We start from the raw sequence: 20,602 nt of genomic DNA, 5'->3' as shown, positions 1-20,602 counted from the left end.
AGGGGCGGACCGGATTTGACAAAAAGCAGGGGGCCGCTTTTGCGGCCCCCTGATGTTGCGGATTGTACCAGAACGACAGAAGGGATTCAGTGCCCCCCGCCGGCACAGACCGGCGACGCTGGCGCCGCACCGACCTTGGCCCACTCTTCGGACGTGTAGGTATGAATCGCCAGGGCGTGGATCTGGTCCATCAGCTGCGCCATGGTGGCGTAGACCTTCTGGTGCCGCTTGACGCTGTTGAGCCCGGCGAACTGCTCGCTGACGATCACCGCCTTGTAGTGGGTCTCCTGGCCACGGCTGTGCATGTGGCTCTCGTTGAGCACCTCAAGGTGCGCCGGGGCCAAGGCGGCCAACTGCTGTTCGATGCGTTGCTGCATGTTCATCGGGCGTCACTCACTTCTTGGCAGGGGCCTTGCCGGCGTTCGGGTCCAGTTCCTTGGTCATGTCGTCGAGCAGCTTGTTGACCACAGGTACCGCCGGCTCCAGGCTCTGCTGGGTCAGCTGGGCCGACTGCTGGGTGACACGCGGCATCTCGCGCAGGACCTTCTTGCCCAGCGGCGACTCGTAGAACTTGACCAGGTCCTTGAGCTCCTGCTCGGTGAAGGTCTGGGTGTACATGTCGACCATCTTCGGCTTGATCTTCTTCCAGCCGATGGCGTTGTCCAGGGCGGCATTGGCCTTGGCCTGGTAGCTGTCGAGCACGTTTTTCTTGGACTCGGGCGCCTTGGTCTGGGCGAAACGCTGGGCAAACATCTGCTGGACTTGCATGTACACCGGGGTGCCCAGCTTGTCGGCATTGACCAGTGTCAGGAATTTCTCGGCGGCAGCGTTGTGGCTGGCGGTGGCGGCAAGTACCTGGCCACTGGCGCAAGCCAGGACGACGGCGGCACAGAGGACGCGAAGACGAGTCATTGCATTTCCTTCATGAAAGAAAGGGAGGCGGGTACCTCGGGGAGAGCATTCTGCGCCGTGGCGCCCTACTGCTCAAGTGGCACGACGAGCGATGGAACCGCTCGATCGAATCAGGGCCTAAACTGCGGTTTCGGACAGACAAAGGAGTGAACGCAGCATGAGCCGTATCGAGACAGACAGCCTGGGCCCGGTCGAAGTTCCAGAGGACGCCTACTGGGGTGCGCAGACCCAGCGTTCGCTGATCAACTTCGCCATCGGCAAGGAGCGCATGCCCCTGGCTGTACTGCACGCCCTGGCGCTGATCAAAAAAGCGGCGGCACGGGTCAACGACCGCAATGGCGACCTGCCGGCCGACATTGCCCGTCTCATCGAACAGGCCGCCGACGAAGTGCTCCAGGGCGAACATGACGACCAGTTCCCGCTCGTCGTCTGGCAGACCGGCAGCGGCACCCAGAGCAACATGAACGTCAACGAAGTGATCGCCGGGCGCGCCAACGAGCTGGCCGGCAAGGGCCGAGGCGGCAAGGCGCCGGTACACCCCAACGACCACGTCAACCGTTCGCAGAGTTCCAACGACTGCTTCCCCACCGCCATGCACATCGCGGCTGCCCAGGCGGTACATGACAAACTGCTGCCGGCGATCGCCGAACTCTCGGCGGGCCTGGCCGAGCTGTCGGCGCGTCACCAGCACCTGGTCAAGACCGGCCGCACCCACATGATGGACGCCACGCCCATCACCTTCGGCCAGGAAGTCTCGGCGTTCGTCGCCCAACTCGACTATGCCCAGCGTGCCATTCGCGCCAGCCTACCGGCGGTGTGCGAGCTGGCCCAGGGCGGGACCGCGGTGGGCACCGGGCTCAATGCCCCGCACGGCTTCGCCGAGGCCATCGCCGCGGAGCTTGCGGCGCTCTCGGGCCTGCCCTTCGTCACCGCGCCGAACAAATTCGCCGCCTTGGCTGGTCATGAGCCACTGACCACCTTGGCCGGATCACTCAAGACCCTGGCCGTGGCCTTGATGAAGATCGCCAATGATCTGCGCCTGCTCGGCTCCGGCCCGCGTGCGGGGCTGGCCGAGGTGCGTCTGCCGGCCAACGAGCCGGGCAGCTCGATCATGCCCGGCAAGGTCAATCCGACTCAGTGCGAGGCCCTGTCGATGCTGGCGTGCCAGGTACTGGGCAATGACGCGGCGATCGGTTTCGCTGCAAGCCAGGGGCATCTGCAACTGAACGTGTTCAAGCCGGTGATCATCCACAACCTGCTGCAATCGATCGAGCTGCTGGCCGATGGCTGCCGCAACTTCCAGCAGCACTGCGTGGCCGGCATCGAGCCGGATGCCGAACAGATGGCCGCGCACCTGGAGCGCGGGCTGATGCTAGTGACCGCGCTCAATCCGCACATCGGTTACGACAAGGCCGCCGAGATTGCCAAGAAGGCCTACAGCGAAGGCAAGACGCTGCGAGAGGCGGCATTGGAGCTCAAATACCTGACCAACGAGCAGTTCGACCAGTGGGTCCGGCCAGAGAACATGCTGGCGCCCGGCGCAAAAGGCTGACCGGCAGGCCGGGCAAACAGGTGTGCGCCAGCCCTCGTGTGGGCGCTGGCGCAGCCTGCGATGGGCGGCACAGCCGCCCGAGTTCACTGAACCTGTGCCAACCGCGCCCGCCGCGCGCGCCAGCTGGCCACCAGAGAAGGCCCCAGCGCCACCAGGGCCGATCCCACCACCACCGTCACCGCCCCGAAGTATCCCAGGGCGTTGATTTCCTCAGCCTGCACGTAATCCGGCCACAGCACGGCCGCCGCCGCCACGGCAACGAACGTCACCAAGGGTGTCAGGGCCAGGGTCGCGCTCACCCGCGAGGCCTCCCAATGGGCCAGCGCCTCGGCAAACGCCCCGTACGCCACCAAAGTATTGAGGCAGCACGCCAGCAACAGCCAGCCTTGCAGCGGGCTCAGTTGCAGCGCCTCCAAGGGATGCGCCCAGGGCATCAGCAACAGCGCGCAACACAGGTACATCACCATCATCACCTGCTGGGAATGCCAGACAGTCAGCAACTGCTTCTGGCTCAGGGCATAGAACACCCAGATGCTCGTGGCCAGCAGAATGGTCAGCACGCCGGTGGTATAGACGCCCAACGAGGTCAGCAGCTCCTCGAGCCGCTGGTTGAAGAACAGCCCGAAACCGGCCAGTAACACCAGCAGCCCGACCCCTTGCCCCAGGCTGAAGCGCTCCTTGAACACGAAGACGCTGGCCACCAGCAACAGCACCGGACCGATCTGCACCACCAATTGGGCGGTGCCAGGGCTGAGCAGGTTGAGCCCGATCAGGTACAGCACGTAGTTGCCCATCAAGCCGAAAACGGCCACGGCGACCAGGCCTATGCCCTTGCGTCCAAGCGTGCTGACCACCGGCAAGCGCCGATTGGCCGCCAGCCAGGCGAACAGCAGACAGCCGGAGACCGTGAGGCGGTACCACGTGACAGTCATCGGGTCCATCACCTGCAGGACTTGCTTGAGCTTGATCGGCAGGATGCCCCAGAGAAACGCGGTCAGCAGTGCCAGGAACAGGCCGTAGCCCCAGCGTCCGGAAGAAATGTGCATAGCGTCCTCGAATCAGGCCCTGCGGGTGGGGGTGCTGGAAATTCTAAGGGCTTGGAGCACCGGACTGGGGAAAAGTCGCGGGAAAATAATTCATCGGGTCATTCCTTGGGGGCATGCCAAGGGACATTCCTCGGGTAAACCCACGACCAGGCACTGCGGCGTCATTGAGCGCACCGGAGAACCAAGTGGGCGGGTTTACCCGCGAAGAGGCGGAGCAGCCAACCAATCACTTGCTGGACTTATGGAATGCCGCCTCCAGCGCCTCGTTGATGGTCCTGAGCACCTTCACCCGCGCCCAACGCTTGTCGTTGGCCTCGACCAAGGTCCAGGGCGCGATCTCGGTGCTGGTACGGTCGACCATGTCCCCCACCGCGTCGACGTACAGGCCCCACTTGTCGCGATTGCGCCAGTCGTCCTCGGTGATCTTGTAGCGCTTGAACGGGATCTGCTCGCGCTCCTCGAAGCGCTCCAGCTGGGTCTGCTGGTCGATCGCCAGCCAGAACTTCACCACCACGATGCCGGCGTTGATCAGTTGCTCCTCGAAATCGTTGATCTCGCCATAGGCCCGCAACCAGTCCGCCGGCGTGCAGAATCCTTCCACCCGCTCCACCAATACCCGGCCATACCAGGAGCGGTCGAAGATGGTGAACTTGCCCCGCGCCGGAATGTGTCGCCAGAAGCGCCAAAGGTACGGCTGGGCGCGCTCCTCTTCGGTGGGCGCGGCGACCGGTACGATACGGTACTGGCGAGGGTCTAGCGCCGCAGCCACCCGACGGATCGCCCCGCCCTTGCCCGCCGCGTCATTGCCTTCGAACACCGCCACCAACGCATGACGACGCATCTGTTTATGACGCAATAGGCCCGCCAGGCGTGCTTGTTCGGTGACCAGTTGCTCCTGGTAATCGGATTTGTCCAGGCGACGACTCAGGTCCAGCGCTCCGAGCAGGCTCTTCTGGTCGATACTGCGCCCCAGAGGCGCGACGTTGCCCTTGTGCTTGCTGCGGGGCTCGTTGGCCAGCGCCGCCTGCAGGCTTTCGAGCAGGATGCGTCCCACCGCCAGGCTGCGATAGCACGGATCGACTCCCTCGATCACATGCCAAGGCGCATAGTCGCGACTGGTACGCCGCAACACGCGCTCGCCAAACCGCACGAAGCGGTCATAGGTCTGCGATTGCTGCCAGTCCAGCGGGCTGATACGCCAGCTGTGCAGGGGGTCGTCCTTGAGCGCCTTGAGCCGGGCCTTCATCTGTTTCTTGGACAGATGGAACCAGAACTTGATGATCAGCGCGCCCTCGTCGCAGAGCATCTGCTCCAGGCGCTCGGCGCCGGTGATGGCCTGGTCGAGCACCGCGTCCTTGAACAGGCCATGGACCCGCCCCTGGAGCATCTGGCTGTACCAGTTGCCGAAGAACACGCCCATGCGCCCTTTCGGCGGCAACGCCCGCCAGTAGCGCCAGGCCGGTGGACGGGCCAGCTCCTCGTCGGTCTGTTGGTCGAAGGTGCGTACCTCGATCAGGCGCGGGTCCATCCACTCGTTGAGCAGCTTGACCGTCTCGCCCTTGCCCGCTCCCTCGATGCCATTGATCAGCACGATCACCGGAAAGCGCGCCTGCTGCTTGAGTTCGTACTGGGCTTCGAGCAGCGCCTCGCGCAGGGCGGGTACTTCGGCCTCGAAAGCCTCCTTGTCGATGCTGTGACCAATTTCGGCGGATTCGAACATGACTTGCCTTGGCTCCTTCAATGGATAACCAAGACTAGCGGATTGTGCGCAAGGCTTCAGGCCCAATCACGATACCCACCCGCTTTCATTGGGTCGGCGCAGCGGCAAGCCGTCAAATGGCTTAAAATCGCCCTCCCGCGACATGCTGAAGCCAACCATGCCTGACACACATCTGCATCATGCCCAGATCGACTGGGACGACCAGGGCCGCCCTCACTCGCGGCAGTACGACGACGTCTATTTCTCCAAGAACGAAGGCATCGAGGAAACCCAGCATGTCTTCCTCGAGCAGACCCAGCTGCGTGATCGCTTCGCCGCCCTGGCGCCGCATGACTGCCTGGTGATCGGCGAGACCGGCTTTGGCACGGGCATGAATTTCTACTGCGCCTGGCAATTGTTCGCCGAACACGCCCCGCAGGGGGCGCGTCTGCATTTTGTCAGCGTCGAAAAGTATCCGCTCACCCGCGAAGACCTCGCCCGTGCGGTGCAACTGTGGCCGCAGCTCGAACCCTACTGGCAGCCTCTGCTGGCACAGTACGTGGCCGTGCATGGCGGTTTTCAGCAGTTCAGCTTCGACCATGGGCGGGTAACCCTGACCCTGATGGTGGGCGATGCTCTGGAGCAATTGCCCCAGCTCGACGCGCAGGTCGATGTGTGGTTCCTCGACGGCTTCGCCCCGGCGAAGAACCCCGACATGTGGACGCCGGAGCTGTTCGCGCAACTGGCCCGGCTGTCACGACCGGGCACCACCCTGGGCACCTTCACCACCACCGGCTGGGTGCGTCGCGGCCTGATCGCCGCAGGCTTTGCCATGCGCAAGGTACCGGGCATCGGCAAGAAATGGGAAGTCATGCACGGTCAGTTCCAGGGCTGGCCTGCCGAGCAACCTGCCCCTGCCGAACCCGAGCCCTGGTACGCCCGCCCTGCCCCGGTACAAGGCCCGCGGCACGCCCTGGTGATCGGTGCCGGCCTTGCCGGTAGCGCCAGCGCCGCCAGCCTCGCAGCCCGGGGTTGGCAGGTCTGCGTGCTGGAGCGCCACGACGCCCCGGCCCAAGAAGCTTCGGGCAACCCCCAGGGCGTGCTCTACCTGAAACTCTCGGCCCACGGCACGACGCTGTCGCAGATGATCCTCTCCGGCTTCGGCTACACCCGCCGTTGGCTACAGCAGCTGCAACGCGGCCAGGACTGGGACGCCTGCGGTGTGCTGCAACTGGCCTTCGACGACAAGGAAGCTCAGCGCCAGGCCAAGCTGGCCGAGGCCTTCGACAGCACCTTGCTGCACGTGCTCGATCAGGCCCAGGCTGAGTCTGTCGCAGGCGTTGCACTGCCTGCCGGTGGGCTGTTCTATCCCGAAGGCGGCTGGGTGCATCCTCCTGCGCTGTGCCAGGTGCAGTTGCAGCATCCGCGTATCGAGTTGCTGACGCATCAGGATGTGATCGAACTGCGCAAAGTCGATGGCCGTTGGCAAGCGTGGGACGACGAGCAGCTATTGGCCAGCGCACCGGTGGTAGTGCTCGCAGGCGCCGCCGAGGTCCGCCGCTTCGACGCCTGCGCCGCGCTGCCACTCAAGCGTATTCGCGGGCAGATCACCCGGCTGCCGGCCACCGAGGCCAGCCGCGCCTTGCGTACCGTGGTGTGCGCGGAAGGCTACGTTGCGCCCCCGCGTGGCGATGAACATACCCTGGGGGCAAGCTTCGACTTTCATAACGACGACCTGGCACCCACTGTCGCCGAACACCAAGGCAACCTGGCCCTGCTCGATGAAATTTCCATAGACCTGGCCCAGCGGCTGAAGACCAGCACGCTGGATCCCGCCCAACTGCAAGGCCGCGCGGCATTTCGCTGCACAAGCCCGGACTACCTGCCGATCGTTGGACCGGTGGCGGACGCGCAAGCGTTCACCGAAGCCTATGCGGTGCTGGCCAAAGACGCGCGACAGGTACCCGACACGCCCTGCCCTTGGCTGGACGGGTTGTTCGTGAACAGCGGGCATGGTTCGCGCGGGTTGATCACCGCGCCTTTGAGCGGCGAGCTGGTCGCGGCTTGGGTGTGCGGCGAACCACTGCCGCTGCCACGGGCGGTAGCGCAGGCATGTCATCCGAATCGGTTTGCGTTGCGCCGGTTGATTCGCGGGAAGTAGCTGTTTTATAGCGGCTTGGCGGCCCATTTCTGGCTTCACCATTGCGCCTGGAGGAGAGGGCGAAGCCTGCAATGGGTAGCACAGCAGCCCGGCCCATATAACAGATTGATCTAAAACTCTCGCCCCCCCCATGGGTCAGTTCCTTATGTGCCTCATTTCGGGGCGCATATTCCCCAACGGCAAAACCGGTAAGGACCTATGTGCGGATTAGCAGGAGTATTGGAAAAGGGGCTTTTAAAGGGCTGCAGGGGTGCATAGAACCCCTTTTAACCCCTGAAAAAACCTCATTTGGTACAAAAAGTGGTACGAGCACAGAGAGCCTATTCCGGCAATTCGCCGTGCTTGAGCACGCCATTTTTCCTAAAGCGGATCCTCACCTCAATTTTGTTCTTTTTGAGGTGAGGCTATCGGCAAGCATCCACCGCTGCCTCCAGCAAGCGCTCGTACCCGATCCGCTGCCGGCGCTCTGCAAGCAGCGCCCTCACCTTCGCCTCTGGCGTGTCGCTCTTCTTTAGGCTGGCCGTAGCCCATGCTGGCACCGCCACCTCCGGCGCCCGGCACGGCACCTGCACCGGCACCTCCACGCGGACGTATTGGACCTGCGGCTCGGTCTTCCCTGCGCAGCCGGCAAGACCCAGGGTCAGCACCAGACAGCCCCCACAGGCGAAGCCAAGGATTACGCGGCTTGCGGCATGGGAAAGGTCAATCCTGCTCCCACAGAAGCGCAGGTTCAGTCCCAGGCTCATAGCCCCAACTCCTTGTCGACCGATTCAATAGCGCAAGCATCTGCGGGGTGGCGCTCCTGCTGCAAACGGTTCGCCGCGGCATAGTCAGCCTTGGCGCTGGCCTGGGCATCCTGCACCGCCTGCTTCGCCATGGCCTGTCGCTCACTCGCGGCCAGGGTCAGGTCGCCTAGGGCCTTGCCCTGCTCCGCTGCCAGGCCAGATAGGTTCTCGCGCGCGGCGGCGCACACGGATGCCTGGTCCTGCACCTGATCAAGAACCGGCCGGAAGTGGCTGGTGGTGGCCCATGCACCGGCGGCCATGCCGATCAGGATCAGAAGTCCGGCACCGGCTGCGCGCGATGCCCAGCCGCTCACACCAGCGCCCCGCCGAGCTTCGCCCACTGCGCCAGCAACTTATCCAGGCGGTGCGGGTTCTGCCCGTAGGTGTTGCCCGGGAAGCTGGCCCAGATGTTCGAGCACTTGGCGATCGCGTCGGCAATGCGGCCAGCCTTGATGTCCTCCAGCGCCCGACGCTCGCGAATCTGCTGCAGCGCAATGCGGTCCTGGTTCTCCGGCGTGAAACCACCCTGCAAGCGCAGGCTCACTCGGTAGGCGTCCCAGTAGCGCGCCAGCAGCTGGTACCGGCCCGCCGCGGTGCTGGTCACCGGTTTGCCGTTGATGGGGAAAGTCAGTTTCTGGCGGGGATGATCCTGGTAACCGGTGAACAGGCCGCGCCCGTACAGGACGTTGTAGCCGTCATCGCTACCCTTGACGGTCGCGGTGCCTTCCGAGAAGGCGATCAGGTCCAGGAACCGGAGCACGTTTGCGCCGCCGGCCTGGGCCTCAGTCAGTCGAGCCATGGTTTTCTCCAGGCAAAAAAATACCGCCATCAGGCGGTTGTCTTCGTTGGCAGGCTGTCGTTCAGTTGATCAGGCCGGCGGCGCAGGCCAGGTGATTTCGTTGGGGTAGCCGGGCTGGTCCTGAATGCGATTCAGGGCGACGCGGTATTTCTTCCAAAGCACCAGCAATGCCTCCTCTTGCGAAGTAGCCTCCCCCAGATCAACCGCATCTTGCAGAGGCGCGATTCTCAACGTTGCCTCACGAAGCCGGCTGTCACGTTCGACAAGGGCGTCTGCCGCTTTGTCGTTGAGCTGTGCGACTTCATCCAGAACCCAGTCACCGCCACCCCACACATAAAATTCACCAGGCCATGGCTTTAGCGTGAGGCCTGCTGGCAAATCACCTAGCAGCCCCCACGCCTCTGCCGCACCTGTATCCGTGCGATACACAGTGCCACGGTGGTCAACCAGTTGCTGCGCTTGATCATCGATCAACGCCCATGCATGTCCCTCCGATGGCTCCGAAAGCAGTTCGGCCAACTCAACGGCATTGCTTGGCAGCTGAGTGCCAAGACCAGGGATGACAGGAAGCTCTACCGGGCCAGTAAGAGCGCCTGCGTTGTCAATCAGGTAAATGTACATGGGCACCTCAAATCAGCTTTAGTCTGGCGGGGTAGGCTATGTTGCGAGGACGAACAACGCCACCAGCGACGTTGATCGCCGCGATGCTGGTGTTATCTATTGAGACCACTTGCGAGCTACCGTAATCTGCAGTGTTAACTGGGTCCAGACCATGCTTGGCAAGAATCCCAGTGTTATCCCCGGTATGGGTCAGACCGGTGACGCTGTAGCTGCTTCTGTCTGGGTCAAATGTCTGCAGGCTGCCCTTCTGGTACGATCCGGCGACCCGCCCAGCATCAACGCCACGGCTTTCATCCAAGGCCCTAAGGAACTCACCTCGCGCCTCCGGTGTGCGGAACGTCGTGCTTCCGTCACCACTAGTCCAGCAGCCTTCAAACCCGACCCGCCCGGCCTCAGTAACCAGCATGCCGGATGCCTGCGCGTGATCCCAAAGCCAGGGCCATTCGGCTCGATTCAGTAGCGATCCGTTATGAGCCCCCCAACCGCCAGGGCTGAACGTCGTGGTGGTGGAAAACACCGGGCGACCGAGCGACGTGCCGTCGTAACGGGCAATCGGCCACCATCCACCGGCTCCATCGCTGCGTAGGTGCCAGAAATCACCGGCCCCCATCAGCACCGTGAAAGCATATCCCGCCGCATTAAGGTGGGTATGGAACTTGATTTTGTCGGTACCCGAAGCTTGCACCACCAGGCGGTTGCCGCTGTTGTCGGTGCGCCGAACAACTACATCACGGACACCCAATGCCACATTGGACTGGGGCAGCGTGATCGTTATTGCTCCAGCCGATGCGCTGGCAAGTACAACACCCAATTCCGTGGCGAGCAGCGCACGAGACTCACTCACGCTGACAAAGGGCTTTTCAGGCGCAGCCTTGTTTACGATGGCCTTGATAGCGTTGAACAGCTGGCTGTTATTCTCTTCGTCGGGGGTCAGCCCGCCGCCCGAGATCACCGCGAGAATTTCATCGGTGACAGCATTGCCCCAAGCAGAGGGAATCAACGAACCTGGAGTGCCGGCACCAGGGTTCTCATCAACAAACTTACCTCCGACCAACCCGACACTGGGCACACTCTTCGGATAATCCACGCTGTTCTCCTCACTCGTAATTAATGTGCACAACGGTGTGTGCCGGGGCTGCGCGATGAATTACGCACTCAATAGCGCTGCCAGGGTTGGCCCCGAAACGCTCGCCCCAATAGCTGACCCCGAAGCGCCGTCCGGACTTGTGCCGCCCGCCCGTGTTGAGGGTCCACATGAACTGAGCTGACCAGGTGCCGAAATGAGCTGATCCAAAGCGGGAGCGTCCAAACCTGGGGGCGCGATGTTCGGTCACTGTGGCATCTGGATAGCCCTGCCCAGCGGCAAGGCCGATGAAATAGGCGATGGACTGGCCGCCGACAGCAATCAGGCGCTGCTGCACCGCCAGGCGGCGATCCTCGAACGATGGGTTCGCACCCAGGCACTCATCCGGCAGGCCCATTACCGCCTCCCACTCCGGTACCAGCTCACTCACCCCGCCAGGGTCCATTTCGTTAAGTGCAGCGACAGCGCGTGCTTCCAGGCGGGCGAACTCCTGGGCCACACCGCTCAGGACCAGATCCACCTCGGGCACCAGCTCCGGATCCCAGGCGGGCCCCAAAGGCAGCAACATGCGCAACTGGTCCCTGTACTGAGCGGCGCTCCTTAAGCCAGCCATACGCACCCTCCAAAGGTCAGCAACTCATTCGCCCCGGCCGGGAGGTCAGCGGTAGGCCATACCAGCTCATGATCCCATTCCCCCCTGGAGCCGCTGATAGCCTCTCGAATGTGGCTGATCAGCAACCCTTCACCGAGGCCGGCCTCCCGATCATGCAGATCTGCCAGTTGCGCCTCCACAGCAGCCCGTACTGCCGATGTGTCTGGATCCAGACGGATCTGGTAGACCGTTGGCACGGGGACCGGCGCCAGCACATAGAGCTCTGCCGTCACGGGTCGCAGAGGCTCGATGTAAGCTTTGACTTCTTCAAGCTGATCCGGGGTCGGTACCGGGTCTTCGTCCTCGTCGCGCATGAAGAACACGCCCACAGTGCCAGGCCCCAAGTAGTTGCGCCGACACCACGCGCGGGTAACGCCGGCACACTCCAGCGCCCAAGTCACGTAATCGTCAGCGGAACCACCGTGAGGGATCACCCGGTAGGAACGAATCACGCGCGCACGCAGCGACTCGACGCTCTCCTGGGCGGTACCACCAACCAGGCCTGGAGCTTCGACGATAAAGGTACCGGCGATGCCCTCCACCGGCTGAACCAGGGTCAGCTCCAGGCCGACTTCCGCGTTGCCCAATGTTCCTGCGTCGACCGCCTCTACCGTGGTGGAGTTGGTACCGGCCTCGGCCGTCTTTGCGGCGGTAACCCTGTACGATCGTCCATCGGCGGCCTGGAGCACGGTGTCCTCATCCAGAACAGCACCCTCAGCCGCCTGGAAACTTACCGGACCGCTTGCGGGCTGCGCAGCTTTACGCGGCTGTCGCAGGCGCAACGACGCTATGCGCTCGAGCGTCTCCTCGTCGGCGGTATCCGGCAAGATCTGCTCAACAATCCAGTCCAGATAACCGTAGAGGCCGAAGGCGGTGCCGGCCTGCGCTCGCGCCAGCACCTGGGCGTCGGAGTGCCTCAGTGCATTGATGCCGAGGTCAGCCTGGGCCCGACTCAGCAGCACCGGCAGTGTGGGGATTTCAAACGGCATAGTTCACCTGCCACAGTTGGTCGGGTTCAATTACAAGAGGTGAGCCGTCAGGCAGGGTCAGCACCACCCGAAGATTCAGGCGGCTGCTATCTGCGCGCTCGCTGGTGATGTCCACGGCCAGCACTTGGTCGTCGTCAATCAACCATTGCAGAGCCTCAGACGCGTAATACTCCGCGTCACGCTGGGTGCGCTCGGTCAACTTGACCCGGCGCAGCAGCCACAAGCGAGAGCCGATGCGATCATCTGCCTCCCGCGGGAAGCTGTCCCCCCACCAGCCGTACCGCTCTTCGTCATCGACGGGGTCATCTGGCCCGGCCCGCCGCCAGGTGAACAGACTGATCACCACGGTCCTGACCAGGTTCTTTTCAGCGTCGTTGAGGTTCATGGGGCGCTCGCCACAGGCTTGTTGGATTGAGCATCGCCGCGGGTAATGCCGTCGTGGACGTGGTTGATCTGACTGATCCCCCCGGCCACCTGATCACCGTCGGACTCGATGCGGCCCGTGGTCTTGATCAGGGGCGTCTCGAACTGGACCGAGTCCCCCGCCTTAACTTTCAGCGTCATGGTGTCGAGTTCGACGATGCGCCCCCGCTTGAACACGAAGGTGTCGCCCTCATCGGTATACAGGGCCACCTCGCCCGGCTTCAGTTCCTTCAGGCGGAAGCGGCGATCCGCCACGCACACCACTACGCCGTGGGAGCGGTCACCGCCCAGGAACAGCGCCAGGCCTTCTGCCCCGGGCTTTGGGCAACTGGTGTAGCCGTAGGGTTCGAAGTGCTCCAAGTCGTCCTTGATCTCTCCGGCGGTGAGGCGCATTTGCAGCGTTTGCAGCATCCTACCGGCCGTGGCCAGGGCCACCGTCCCGCGAGCCATCATGCGCGTCAGGGTCGTCATTTCTTCTCCCAGTCTTCCGGTAGCAGGTATTCGAAGTTGTCGCCTTTCTTGCCCTTCTTGAGCTTGCGGCCCTTGAGCGGGTCAGCGGGCTCAGGCTCGTAGCCTTCTGGTGGGCCGACCACCAGGGTGGTGATCATTCCCGAGTCGCTGAGGGAGTACGTCACCTCGGCGATGACCATGTCGCGGTCGAAGCCGATCAGTGGGTCGACTACCCGAACCACCGTGTTATGGCGCCACAGCGCGCCACTCGATTGCCGCCAGCCTTGCACTGTGTAAGTCGTCTGGAGGGCCTTGCCCATGCGGTTGCCGCGCTCCCAGTTGGCTCGGCTCTGGGCAAGCTCGTCGGTCATCTGCCCGGTTTGGTGGATGATGTGCGTGCGGCGGCGAGTGGTTCGGGTGTCCGTGACGATCGCAGAGACCTCCGCCGCCTTCTCCCCGAAGGCCTTGTCGTTGCCGCTGCGCTGCCCCAGAACCTGGTACTCCGAAAACACCCCGGAGAAGTCCAGGCCGGCACTGCCGGTCAGCACGTTCTTGCCGACCTCGATTGCGTCGAAGGCCCGGCCCTGGCTGCCGACGCTGGCCAGGACCACCTGGCCCCGAGCGTCATCCGTGGAAAACACCCGGAACAAGGTGAGCAGGCGATCGATGGATTCGAATGCCGTCTCGCCTGGCTCGATGGTGTGGTCTGACAGTTTTGAGGTCGCCGGGATTTCGCTGCTCACCTGCAGGCCATAGGGCGCCGCCAGGTCGCGAACGATGGTCAGCACGCCCTGGTTCTTCCATTGCCCAGGTTTGTTGACCGCCGCGCAGTCCACCAAGTCAGCGGCCAGTGACCGTCCAGAGACGGACAGACTGATCTGGTTGGCGTCATGGTTGATCGGCGTCGCGAACACCCAGCCTGTCAGCACCAGGTCATTGCCAATACGCACCTCGCACTGGGCGCCCTGGCGGATCGGCCGCACCATTTCCTGGCCAGGCCAGCGCCAAGTGATACCCAAGCGGAAGTCACGCGCCTGCCGCTCAAGCCCCGCCGAAATCTCGACTTCCTTCCAGCCGCCGTACTCCAGGCCGTCCACCGATAGGGTGACGGCGTTTTGCTCGTCCATGGCTTACTCCTTGGCCAGTTTCAGCGGCAGCGGCGGGACGAACCCGGGGTGCCGGATGCGGTTGCGCTGCACCACCTCACCCTGTCGGGTCGCATCACCAAAGCGTCGGTAGGCCAGCACCAGGGCGGGCAGGGTTTGCTCGGGGGTGATATCCACCAGCCGCACGCCGGATTCGGCCACGGCGGTCAGATGCGCTACCACGGCGTGCCTGACCTCTGTCAGCGCCTGGTAATGCGAGTGTTCGGCCTTGAGCGAAGCCTCCCAGATCGCGTCGGACAGCTCGTCGCGCAGCTGGATCACATCATCTGCCACCGGTACATCTGGCCGTTCCGTCGGCTGGACAGCCTGCTGATCCAGCGAAGGTACTGAAGCCACCGGCTCAGCCTTCGGCGCGATCGGCAAGTCAGCAACCAGGGTAGTTACCTGGACCAGCAAGGCGTCCTGCACAAGGTTGGTGGCGGCCTTGGCCGCAGCCGTGGTATCCGCACCGCCGGCAGGCGCAACGGTGTTGATCGCTTTCGCCGACTCCACGTGCTGACTGACCAGGCTAAGCGATCCCCGGTAGCTGGATCGTCTGGAGCTGCCCCCTGAAGAACCGCTATCGGAGGAAAACAGACTGAATAGCCCACCACCGAAGCTGGTGAAATTGCCGAAGTAGCTGCTGAACATCGAGCGCAAGCTGTCCGGAGCGTTGACGATTGCCTGCGTAAACCGGCTCACATCACTGATAGCCGTTGTCAGCGGCGCGAAGTGTTGCTGCACCGCTGAGAAGGCCTTGGTCACGCTGTTTCGCAGGCTCATCAAGTTGACCCGGGCGGCGTTGACCTTGTCCATGGCGGCCGAGTACCGGCCAAGCGCCGAGTCAAGCAATCCACCGGAAGCCTTAAGTGCCTTCTGCTTGGTGTTGACCTTGGCGCTCGGAAATTTACGCGGCTGATCCGGGTACATCTCCAGGTCAAAACGCACCATGCCGCCCTCGCGGCGGTCGTGGCTGACCTCGCAGGCACCGGCCTTGACCAGCATGCGCCCCAGCCAGGGGTGCACCAGCTCACCAGCACCTGGCGTTTCCAGTGCCTCCAGCAGCTTGTCCCGCCGCTCGAAGCAGTCAGGGCCGACGATAAAGGCAGTCAGCTTGTGGACCTGGGCCCGCTTGCCCAACTGCTCGAAAAACGGCTCGTCACGCTGGACGAATTCGTGCAGCTGGCCACGCTGCCCTGTCGGCACCGACGTTTGCTCGATGACAAACGAGATGCCTCGGAACGAGGCCGGCAGCAGGCTTTCCCGCCATGTCGTTGTGCTCATGCCGGCGCTGCCCCCATGGTTCGATAGCCCACTCTCGATTTGACCTGAAGGCCGGGCTGGCTGGTTGTCGCCTGCTCCACCCGCGTGCCGGGTGGCGCGCCGTTGATGTTGATGTTCAGCTCGCCATCAACGCGGGCCTTGCTGTTGGCAGCGCCCGCCGTAACGAGGCTGCCCGGTGCCGGCACCTTCAGCAGCTCACCCGTGGCGGGAATGCCCAGCGAGGCCGACATTGCCTGCTGCCGGGAGCCGGCACTGGCGGCCAACATGGCACCGTCGCCGGCGCCCATACCGGCGTTGTTGCGCTGATTCTGTGCATCTGCCGCCCGTTGGATAGTCGCCGTGAGCCCATCACCACCTTCTCCCAGGCCCAGGAATTCCAGGTAAGGACGAACCTTTTCCCAAAGACCCTTGAAGAAGCCGACGATGGGTTCCCAGTTCTTGATGATCATGCCCAGCGGCGTGAATGCAGCGATGGTCTTGAAGATTTCCCAGGCTGGCTCTGCGTAGGCCTTGATCAGCTCCCACATAGCCGAGAAGAACGGGCCCACGGTTTCCCAGTTGGCGATGATCAGTCCTGCCGCGCCCGCAATCGCCACAGCGATGAGGCCAATCGGGTTGGCGGCAAGGGCAACGCTCATCAAGCGGGTGGCCACCGTCGCAGCAACAATGGCCGCACGGATGCCGGTGAATGCAACGGCAGCACCGACCAGGCCGCGCACCAGGTTAGGATTGGCCTGGATCATCGCCCCGACGTAGCTGATCAAGGGCTGAATGGAATCGATGGCCATGTTCAAACCTGGGAGCAGAGCGTCGCCCAAGGCTCGCGCAACGCCTTCGATCGTGTTGCGCAGCAACTGCATGTTGTTGGCGGTTGTGGCTGCTCGTGAGGCGTATTCCTTCTGCATCGACCCGCCGTAGATCTGCGAGTCGCCAACAGCCCTGAAATTCTCCTGCAAGATGTCGAGGCTGGTGAGCAGCTGCGAGATTGGCTTGATGGATTCACGACCGAACAGCTGAGTCATTACCGCGGCTTGTTTGCTCGGATCTACCTTACTGATCGCTTTGAGGACAGTGAGAATCGTCCCCTGTGCATCCTTCTGCATGCCCTTCGCTAATGCTGCAGAGTCAAGCCTCAGCGCCTTGAATGTCTGCTGCTGTTGCTTGGTAGCTGCCGCGCCCGCAGTCAACGTCAGCATAAAGTTCTGCAGGCCAGTACCTGCCACGTCCTGCGCGACGCCGACCTTGTCCAGCGTTGCGGCCATGGCTGCTACCTGACCGGCAGCCAAGCCTGCCACAGAACCCAGTGACCCCACGGATGTAACAATATTCGCCACTGTGCTCGCCTTGGCACCAGTGTTTCCGAGGTAGTTGATCTGGTCAGCCAGCGCCCCTACTTCGGGCTGCGTCATTTTGAACGCTGCGCGCCACTTGGCCATCATTTCACCGCTTTGATCGGCAGTTTGGTCAAAGGCCACACCCATCTTTACTGCGGCCTCAGCAAACCCAAGCAGCTCATTCTTGGCAATTCCAGACTGACCACCCGCCGCAACGATCTTGGCGATGTCGCCAGCGGCCATGGGCAGGATTTCGGACATTCGACCGATATCCTCCCCCATCTGCTTGAATTGCTCTGGCGATTCGAAGTCGACCACCTTCTTGACGTCCGCCATCTGCGACTCGAACTCGATGGCCTTGCCGATGCCGGCTACGAACGGCGCCGCAAATGCACCGCCGGCAATCAAATCCTTGAAGCCAATACTGCCCAAGCCGGTCTTCTCCAGATTTTTCTGGAAAGACGAGATGTTTTTACGAATGCCGCCCAGGACTGGAGAAAGCCGATCGACGCCCGTGATGAGCGCCTTCAACTGAAATTTGTCCGCCATTACGGTGCCTGCTGAAGTTTGCTGATGCGCTGGGCGTGCATCAGCGATTCGACAAAGAGATCCAACGGTTTGGCCAGGATCTGGTCAGGATCGACCTTCCAGAACCAGGCAAGGTCGTAGGCAAGTGCGATCAGGCTTTCGACTTCGGAGATGCCGGCTTCATGAAAAAACTCATGATTATCCAGCCGATCTGGTTCAAATCGTGCAAATCCAGCTGGTTAACCGAAGACGGCGGGATGCCCGCGCATACGGCGATGTATTTCGCCACCACTTCCGTATCGATCACCGCTTCTTCGTTCTTGTCGATACGGTATGGCAGCGACTTGATCGCGCGTGTTTCCTGAATTGTTGGTCGGCGCAGGGTCAGCTCATTTCGGGTTTCATCATGCGCCTCGATTGGAGCGCTCAACTCGTAGGTAACACTCATTGCCATACCCCCTTGCTGCCATCGAACTGCAGCTCGATGGTGCCGTCATCGCCGCTGGATACCGGCTCGTCAACCAGATAGGCGCCCGACAGCACGTACACCTTGCCGTTGTTGAACTCGCCCGTGATGGTCATGTCAGTGCCACTCACCAGTTTGTCCAGCGGGAAATCCGGGGTATGCACCGCCGTCACTTTGAGGTATGCCGCCAGTTGCTCTTCCTTGTAAAAGCCGGGCGTCACCGTCTCTCGTTTGACGTTCATCAGCGGGGCCTCAAGGCCCCCGGTGATGGTCAACTGAGCACCGTCAACCTTGATGTAGCACGTGCCCGCGACTCTTTGACCCATGGTCTTGTCTCCAGAAATGAAAAAGCCCGCTTCGGCGGGCTTGTGGTGATGCAGGCCGGGTTAGGCCGCGGCGTCGTATTGCAAACGGAACTGGTTGAGCAGCGCGAAGATGCGCAGGCCGTTGATGTAGTCAGGCGGGAACAGCACGTTGACCCGGCTCGGGTCATTGCTGTCTCGCTCAACGACCAGGTACTTGGCGAACAGGTCGGCGTTCTCGACGTGGCCATCGCTCTCCAGCTTGCCGTACAGCGCGATCAGCTCGCCGCGAATAGTGCTGGGCGTGACGATGGGCTGGCCAGCGCCGAAACGGGTGCCATCGGCGGCCAGCTTGTGGCGTCCGTACTTGCTGGTGATGACATTCTTCAGGCTACGGATGATGTACGCCGACTGGTGCATCGTCTCGCTGTCAAGATACGAATTGTCCGGCTGACCATAGGCGTTCTTCTGGTAGGTGGTGATCGAGCGCTGGATGCGCATCGAGCCGCCTTCGAAGTAGGCCGTGGCGATGCCGTAACTCAGCAGGGACTGGCGTTCGGTCAGCGTGAACCGATCGCTGGATGGTGCTGCGTCGATGCCCGGCATCGCCCCGCTCTGCGTTGGACGGCTCGCATCGGCCGAGATGAACGAGGCCGTGCGCGCCGCCAGGGATGCAGCCACCAACCAAACCGGCTGTGGCACGCCTTGCTCCAAGCCCTGGACCGTGACGTGCTGATCGTTACGCGCCTGGCCGGCGGCCACCAAGGTGCCGACAGTGCCGCGTTTAGCGCTGTAGACATGGCCGAACAACTGCTTGGCCCAGGACCAGCGGCCGGCATTGTCATCCATCGCCAGCTTCCACGCGTCCAGACTGGTGGTGTCGGTCCAAGGCATGCAGATGAACTCGAAGGGCTCATCGCCCAGAGCGGCCAGCGCATCCACCTGGTCTGGGGTTCCAGCACCGGTAGCCATGGCTGTGATGGTCGCCGTCAATCCCGCCGGCGTCGCCTCGCCATTGGTCTTGCCCAGGCGGTTCATCTGCAGCGCGATGTCATTGCCGCTCTCGCCCTTCCACTTGCAGGTCAGCATGATATCGCCATCGGTGGCCTCAGCCTTAACCGGCAGATCGACAGCGGCGTTGACTTGCACCGCCAGGGCGGCGGCAGCCTGGGCCGCCGTGGCGCCGCTCACGATGGTAGCCTGGACGCGGGCGCCACCTACATAAAGACTCAGCAGGCCGGACTCCGTCGAGGTTCCAGCGATGGTCACCTTGCCGGCAGCCGCCACGCCTGTGGTGGCCTTCAGCGGCAGGCACCACACCTCGCCAACCGGATCGGCTTTGCGCCAGATTTCGTACATGCCTGCCAGCATCGAGCCCTGGCCGCCGATGGACTTGGCCAAGGCCACGCTCGGAACCAGGACCAGCTTGCCGATTTCCTCGGCGGTGGCGTCATCGTTGACCTGAGCAACGATGAGTCGGCGCAGAACCGATTGGGCAGTGTTGGCCGCAGAGTTGTCCATTTCCGCGTAAAACAGGGGCACACGGATGTCGCCCGGGATGTTGCTGAATCCGATGGCCATTACTTGGCTACCTCTTTCTTGGTGCCCTTGGGCTCTTTGACGGTGATGTCACCGTCCGCCAGACGACGGCGCCACCAGACGCTGTCGGTGACTTCGCGGCCAGCGGCCGGAAGCAGGTCGCCCGCCTGGGGGTCGGGCACGGCGCGGCCAGCGGCCGGCACCACGGTGATGCGCTGTGTCATGGTTCGGGGTCTCCAGAAAATGTCACTTCGATGCGCCCGTCTGGGCCGGGGCTCTGCAGGTTGGGGTCAGCCGGGTCGATGCAATCCATGTTGATGGTCGCCCCGGTAAACGGCGGCAAGCCGTCGAGCTCATGCTCGTGCCAAGTTTCAGCAGGGTCCGTCGGCCGGTTGCGGCCAAGCTGGAACCCTGCCGAGAAGCTGAAGCGATAGACCACCCGTGCCCGGTTGATTAGCACCAGGCCGCCACCGTCATAGACGACCGGGTCGTACTCAGCATCCGGCTTCCAGCCAACCAGCGCCCGCCACAGCTCTTTGCGGAAGTCATGCAGCAGGTCCGAGGCCTGCTGGCCCCGCTCGTCCTTGGTGTCCATGGCCAAGACGACTTCGAAGCGATCCTCGATGTCCTGCAACACCGCGTTTTGCGCTCGGTTGTCACCCGCCTTGTCGTCTGCCGCAATGACGTAGGCCGATGGGCTCTTCAGCAGCACCGACTGGCTCACTGCCTCCAGGTCAATGCCGCCCGATACCCGATCAGCCAGGCTCGGGCAGTACTCGCGCAGGTGCGCGATGATGGGAGAAATTTTCATTGCTGAGGGTCCGGGCCTGG

23 protein-coding genes are annotated in these 20,602 nt (G+C 62.8%); 2 read left to right on the top strand and 21 right to left on the bottom strand.

Annotated elements, in window-relative coordinates:
- Positions 1-86 precede the first annotated feature (86 nt).
- Positions 87-383 (bottom strand): BolA family protein, encoded by a 297-nt coding sequence (locus tag IEC33019_RS02405; RefSeq protein ID WP_070091637.1) that lies wholly within the window; start codon positions 381-383, stop codon positions 87-89.
- 10 nt (positions 384-393) lie between these two features.
- Complete coding sequence (locus IEC33019_RS02400) at positions 394-912, bottom strand: DUF2059 domain-containing protein (RefSeq protein ID WP_070091638.1); 519 nt, start codon at positions 910-912, stop codon at positions 394-396.
- 157 nt (positions 913-1,069) lie between these two features.
- Between IEC33019_RS02400 and IEC33019_RS02395 the strand changes: the two genes are divergently transcribed.
- Positions 1,070-2,464 carry a class II fumarate hydratase gene (locus IEC33019_RS02395; RefSeq protein WP_070091639.1) on the top strand — a complete coding sequence of 465 codons (1,395 nt, stop codon included), beginning with the start codon at positions 1,070-1,072 and terminating at the stop codon, positions 2,462-2,464.
- Positions 2,465-2,547: 83 nt separating this feature from the next.
- Here the strand turns inward: IEC33019_RS02395 and IEC33019_RS02390 are convergent, their stop codons facing one another.
- Positions 2,548-3,510 (bottom strand): DMT family transporter, encoded by a 963-nt coding sequence (locus IEC33019_RS02390; RefSeq protein WP_070091640.1) that lies wholly within the window; start codon positions 3,508-3,510, stop codon positions 2,548-2,550.
- Positions 3,511-3,736: 226 nt separating this feature from the next.
- Positions 3,737-5,230, bottom strand: a complete 1,494-nt coding sequence (gene pap, locus IEC33019_RS02385) for a polyphosphate:AMP phosphotransferase (protein WP_070091641.1) — start codon at positions 5,228-5,230, stop codon at positions 3,737-3,739.
- A gap of 157 nt (positions 5,231-5,387) precedes the next feature.
- Here pap and mnmC point away from each other — a divergent pair, with 157 nt between their 5' ends.
- On the top strand, positions 5,388-7,370 hold the full coding sequence (gene mnmC / locus IEC33019_RS02380) for a bifunctional tRNA (5-methylaminomethyl-2-thiouridine)(34)-methyltransferase MnmD/FAD-dependent 5-carboxymethylaminomethyl-2-thiouridine(34) oxidoreductase MnmC (RefSeq protein ID WP_070091642.1): 1,983 nt from the start codon (positions 5,388-5,390) through the stop codon (positions 7,368-7,370).
- Between the two features lie 404 nt (positions 7,371-7,774).
- On the opposite strand, the gene IEC33019_RS02375 is transcribed toward mnmC, so the two are convergent.
- The 17 genes from IEC33019_RS02375 to IEC33019_RS02295 form a co-directional block, all read right to left on the bottom strand.
- Positions 7,775-8,116, bottom strand: a complete 342-nt coding sequence (locus IEC33019_RS02375; RefSeq protein WP_253776100.1) for a hypothetical protein — start codon at positions 8,114-8,116, stop codon at positions 7,775-7,777.
- Complete coding sequence (locus IEC33019_RS02370) at positions 8,113-8,469, bottom strand: hypothetical protein (RefSeq protein ID WP_099592949.1); 357 nt, start codon at positions 8,467-8,469, stop codon at positions 8,113-8,115. Before IEC33019_RS02370 ends, IEC33019_RS02375 begins: the two co-directional genes overlap by 4 nt.
- Positions 8,466-8,954: a glycoside hydrolase family 24 protein gene (locus tag IEC33019_RS02365; protein WP_099592947.1), complete on the bottom strand. Its 489-nt coding sequence runs from the start codon at positions 8,952-8,954 to the stop codon at positions 8,466-8,468. The genes IEC33019_RS02370 and IEC33019_RS02365 overlap by 4 nt, the downstream gene beginning before the upstream one ends.
- Positions 8,955-9,023: 69 nt before the next feature.
- Positions 9,024-9,575 (bottom strand): tail fiber assembly protein, encoded by a 552-nt coding sequence (locus IEC33019_RS02360; protein ID WP_099592945.1) that lies wholly within the window; start codon positions 9,573-9,575, stop codon positions 9,024-9,026.
- 7 nt (positions 9,576-9,582) lie between these two features.
- Complete coding sequence (locus IEC33019_RS02355) at positions 9,583-10,662, bottom strand: tail fiber protein (protein ID WP_099592943.1); 1,080 nt, start codon at positions 10,660-10,662, stop codon at positions 9,583-9,585.
- Between the two features lie 10 nt (positions 10,663-10,672).
- A complete protein-coding gene (locus IEC33019_RS02350) occupies positions 10,673-11,272 on the bottom strand; it encodes a YmfQ family protein (RefSeq protein ID WP_099592941.1) in 600 nt (199 codons plus the stop codon).
- Entirely contained in the window at positions 11,260-12,300 is a 1,041-nt protein-coding gene (locus tag IEC33019_RS02345) for a baseplate J/gp47 family protein (RefSeq protein WP_099592939.1), read from the bottom strand. Before IEC33019_RS02345 ends, IEC33019_RS02350 begins: the two co-directional genes overlap by 13 nt.
- Positions 12,290-12,685: a phage GP46 family protein gene (locus tag IEC33019_RS02340; RefSeq protein ID WP_099592937.1), complete on the bottom strand. Its 396-nt coding sequence runs from the start codon at positions 12,683-12,685 to the stop codon at positions 12,290-12,292. The genes IEC33019_RS02345 and IEC33019_RS02340 overlap by 11 nt, the downstream gene beginning before the upstream one ends.
- Positions 12,682-13,194 carry a phage baseplate assembly protein V gene (locus IEC33019_RS02335; RefSeq protein WP_099592935.1) on the bottom strand — a complete coding sequence of 171 codons (513 nt, stop codon included), beginning with the start codon at positions 13,192-13,194 and terminating at the stop codon, positions 12,682-12,684. Before IEC33019_RS02335 ends, IEC33019_RS02340 begins: the two co-directional genes overlap by 4 nt.
- Positions 13,191-14,300 (bottom strand): phage baseplate assembly protein, encoded by a 1,110-nt coding sequence (locus IEC33019_RS02330; protein WP_099592933.1) that lies wholly within the window; start codon positions 14,298-14,300, stop codon positions 13,191-13,193. Before IEC33019_RS02330 ends, IEC33019_RS02335 begins: the two co-directional genes overlap by 4 nt.
- A 3-nt stretch (positions 14,301-14,303) precedes the next feature.
- A complete protein-coding gene (locus tag IEC33019_RS02325) occupies positions 14,304-15,602 on the bottom strand; it encodes a DNA circularization protein (protein WP_099592931.1) in 1,299 nt (432 codons plus the stop codon).
- Positions 15,599-17,485: a phage tail tape measure protein gene (locus IEC33019_RS02320; protein ID WP_099592929.1), complete on the bottom strand. Its 1,887-nt coding sequence runs from the start codon at positions 17,483-17,485 to the stop codon at positions 15,599-15,601. Before IEC33019_RS02320 ends, IEC33019_RS02325 begins: the two co-directional genes overlap by 4 nt.
- A gap of 130 nt (positions 17,486-17,615) precedes the next feature.
- Positions 17,616-17,912 carry a phage tail assembly protein gene (locus IEC33019_RS02315; RefSeq protein ID WP_099592927.1) on the bottom strand — a complete coding sequence of 99 codons (297 nt, stop codon included), beginning with the start codon at positions 17,910-17,912 and terminating at the stop codon, positions 17,616-17,618.
- Positions 17,909-18,256, bottom strand: coding sequence for a phage tail tube protein (locus tag IEC33019_RS02310; protein ID WP_099592925.1), 348 nt, complete (start codon positions 18,254-18,256; stop codon positions 17,909-17,911). Before IEC33019_RS02310 ends, IEC33019_RS02315 begins: the two co-directional genes overlap by 4 nt.
- Before the next feature lie 60 nt (positions 18,257-18,316).
- Positions 18,317-19,813 (bottom strand): phage tail sheath subtilisin-like domain-containing protein, encoded by a 1,497-nt coding sequence (locus tag IEC33019_RS02305; RefSeq protein ID WP_099592923.1) that lies wholly within the window; start codon positions 19,811-19,813, stop codon positions 18,317-18,319.
- Positions 19,813-19,995 carry a DUF2635 domain-containing protein gene (locus tag IEC33019_RS02300; protein ID WP_099592921.1) on the bottom strand — a complete coding sequence of 61 codons (183 nt, stop codon included), beginning with the start codon at positions 19,993-19,995 and terminating at the stop codon, positions 19,813-19,815. The genes IEC33019_RS02305 and IEC33019_RS02300 overlap by 1 nt, the downstream gene beginning before the upstream one ends.
- A complete protein-coding gene (locus IEC33019_RS02295; protein WP_099592919.1) occupies positions 19,992-20,582 on the bottom strand; it encodes a phage tail terminator protein in 591 nt (196 codons plus the stop codon). Before IEC33019_RS02295 ends, IEC33019_RS02300 begins: the two co-directional genes overlap by 4 nt.
- Positions 20,583-20,602 lie beyond the last annotated feature (20 nt).

Origin of the sequence: Pseudomonas putida (assembly GCF_002741075.1) — a bacterium.
In the GTDB taxonomy this organism is placed as follows: domain Bacteria; phylum Pseudomonadota; class Gammaproteobacteria; order Pseudomonadales; family Pseudomonadaceae; genus Aquipseudomonas; species Aquipseudomonas putida_T.
Note: the sequence above shows the minus strand (reverse complement) of the source record. Positions and strands in the feature narration are given on the sequence as shown.

What these genes read in the sequence shown, in the direction of transcription:
- IEC33019_RS02405 (WP_070091637.1), bottom strand. Translation starts at nt 383, where the DNA reads ATGAACATGCAGCAACGCATCGAACAGCAGTTGGCCGCCTTGGCCCCG.
- IEC33019_RS02400 (WP_070091638.1), bottom strand. Translation starts at nt 912, where the DNA reads ATGACTCGTCTTCGCGTCCTCTGTGCCGCCGTCGTCCTGGCTTGCGCC.
- IEC33019_RS02395 (WP_070091639.1), top strand. Translation starts at nt 1,070, where the DNA reads ATGAGCCGTATCGAGACAGACAGCCTGGGCCCGGTCGAAGTTCCAGAG.
- IEC33019_RS02390 (WP_070091640.1), bottom strand. Translation starts at nt 3,510, where the DNA reads ATGCACATTTCTTCCGGACGCTGGGGCTACGGCCTGTTCCTGGCACTG.
- pap (WP_070091641.1), bottom strand. Translation starts at nt 5,230, where the DNA reads ATGTTCGAATCCGCCGAAATTGGTCACAGCATCGACAAGGAGGCTTTC.
- mnmC (WP_070091642.1), top strand. Translation starts at nt 5,388, where the DNA reads ATGCCTGACACACATCTGCATCATGCCCAGATCGACTGGGACGACCAG.
- IEC33019_RS02375 (WP_253776100.1), bottom strand. Translation starts at nt 8,116, where the DNA reads ATGAGCCTGGGACTGAACCTGCGCTTCTGTGGGAGCAGGATTGACCTT.
- IEC33019_RS02365 (WP_099592947.1), bottom strand. Translation starts at nt 8,954, where the DNA reads ATGGCTCGACTGACTGAGGCCCAGGCCGGCGGCGCAAACGTGCTCCGG.
- IEC33019_RS02360 (WP_099592945.1), bottom strand. Translation starts at nt 9,575, where the DNA reads ATGTACATTTACCTGATTGACAACGCAGGCGCTCTTACTGGCCCGGTA.
- IEC33019_RS02350 (WP_099592941.1), bottom strand. Translation starts at nt 11,272, where the DNA reads ATGGCTGGCTTAAGGAGCGCCGCTCAGTACAGGGACCAGTTGCGCATG.
- IEC33019_RS02345 (WP_099592939.1), bottom strand. Translation starts at nt 12,300, where the DNA reads ATGCCGTTTGAAATCCCCACACTGCCGGTGCTGCTGAGTCGGGCCCAG.
- IEC33019_RS02340 (WP_099592937.1), bottom strand. Translation starts at nt 12,685, where the DNA reads ATGAACCTCAACGACGCTGAAAAGAACCTGGTCAGGACCGTGGTGATC.
- IEC33019_RS02335 (WP_099592935.1), bottom strand. Translation starts at nt 13,194, where the DNA reads ATGACGACCCTGACGCGCATGATGGCTCGCGGGACGGTGGCCCTGGCC.
- IEC33019_RS02330 (WP_099592933.1), bottom strand. Translation starts at nt 14,300, where the DNA reads ATGGACGAGCAAAACGCCGTCACCCTATCGGTGGACGGCCTGGAGTAC.
- IEC33019_RS02325 (WP_099592931.1), bottom strand. Translation starts at nt 15,602, where the DNA reads ATGAGCACAACGACATGGCGGGAAAGCCTGCTGCCGGCCTCGTTCCGA.
- IEC33019_RS02320 (WP_099592929.1), bottom strand. Translation starts at nt 17,485, where the DNA reads ATGGCGGACAAATTTCAGTTGAAGGCGCTCATCACGGGCGTCGATCGG.
- IEC33019_RS02315 (WP_099592927.1), bottom strand. Translation starts at nt 17,912, where the DNA reads ATGAGTGTTACCTACGAGTTGAGCGCTCCAATCGAGGCGCATGATGAA.
- IEC33019_RS02310 (WP_099592925.1), bottom strand. Translation starts at nt 18,256, where the DNA reads ATGGGTCAAAGAGTCGCGGGCACGTGCTACATCAAGGTTGACGGTGCT.
- IEC33019_RS02305 (WP_099592923.1), bottom strand. Translation starts at nt 19,813, where the DNA reads ATGGCCATCGGATTCAGCAACATCCCGGGCGACATCCGTGTGCCCCTG.
- IEC33019_RS02300 (WP_099592921.1), bottom strand. Translation starts at nt 19,995, where the DNA reads ATGACACAGCGCATCACCGTGGTGCCGGCCGCTGGCCGCGCCGTGCCC.
- IEC33019_RS02295 (WP_099592919.1), bottom strand. Translation starts at nt 20,582, where the DNA reads ATGAAAATTTCTCCCATCATCGCGCACCTGCGCGAGTACTGCCCGAGC.